The sequence below is a fragment of the Microcoleus sp. BROC3 genome (assembly GCF_036702515.1).
GTDB lineage: Bacteria > Cyanobacteriota > Cyanobacteriia > Cyanobacteriales > Microcoleaceae > Microcoleus.
Window position 1 is genome coordinate 1 of record NZ_JAUBTQ010000189.1, and the last position, 1,004, is coordinate 1,004.

At 43.1% G+C, this 1,004-nt stretch carries 2 protein-coding genes; one reads left to right on the plus strand and one right to left on the minus strand.

What is annotated here, in order from left to right; translation table 11 throughout:
- Positions 1-206 (plus strand): hypothetical protein (locus QUB30_RS34100; protein WP_445300584.1); only part of this gene is annotated, 206 nt, incomplete at its 5' end.
- Between the two features lie 267 nt (positions 207-473).
- Here the strand turns inward: QUB30_RS34100 and QUB30_RS33725 are convergent.
- The coding region (locus QUB30_RS33725; protein WP_333342737.1) for a hypothetical protein at positions 474-1,004 on the minus strand (531 nt) is incomplete at its 5' end.

Sequence of the window (1,004 nt, forward strand, 5' to 3'; positions counted from 1 at the left end):
TAGGGTATGAAGGGCTAAATATGCAAGTCAGAGAAACCAGTATCCACAAAACTTCGGGATTTTCAAGTTATTTTTTTTCTACCCTGATTAAGCAACGCCCAAAACTTGTCGTTGGCAATTTCTCCTTAAAAATTTCGGTTTCGATCGAGATGCTCAGGAAATGCGGTGTGGGCATTGTGATAATTGTCGAAAGTAGAGGGAGGTAAAGGAGGTAGAGGAGGTAAAGGGAGGTGCAAGCAAAAGGCTTAGGAAGGTGACAGGTAAGGGACTTAAGCCCCTTGTTCATAAGTTGGTGAGTGTCCTGAGAAGTCGCTCTTGATTTTAGAGTTGTGGGACTAGGTACCTTACAGCAAATTTAATTCTCGTAAGCCAAGTTAATTCTTCAAGTCCCCCTTTTGTTGGCGTAGCCTGTCCAAAGGACATAGGGGGATTTAGGGGGAGCGCACCATCACTTATCTGAACGCAAACTGCTGTTAACTTCTGACCCAGAGAGACTTGGGCATCAAGCAATGTAGATGTTTTGCTCCCGGCTCTATTTTGCCAATCCGTGCATCCATTGCTAAACTGGCAAGGGAATAGGCATCAAGGGGTACAAGTCCTTTTAGGGTCTGCATTCTCTCAATTAGACTCATGGCCGCCATGTTCATAGCCTGCATTGCATCACCATCGATGGCATGGGTGACAAAACTATCGGAGGTATCAGTGGTAGGGTTAGGGGCAAGGACTGGAGTTGGTTGTTTCGGTAACATGCAATAGACCCCTTTTAGTTGATTGACCACCTCTGCTACTCGACAATCACCGTAGTTTGCCATGTATTGACGAGCTTCATTACTGTTTAAGCCTTTAGATTCAGCAAGAAATTTTAGGGTTTCTTCTTCCAGAATATTGATCGCAATATTGAGGTCTCGATCATAACCCATCGTTATCCAATAGATCTCTTGCAAAATAATTTTATGATATAATGAAAAGTTTTGCTGAGATTTAATTGAATCCCAACTCCTAAC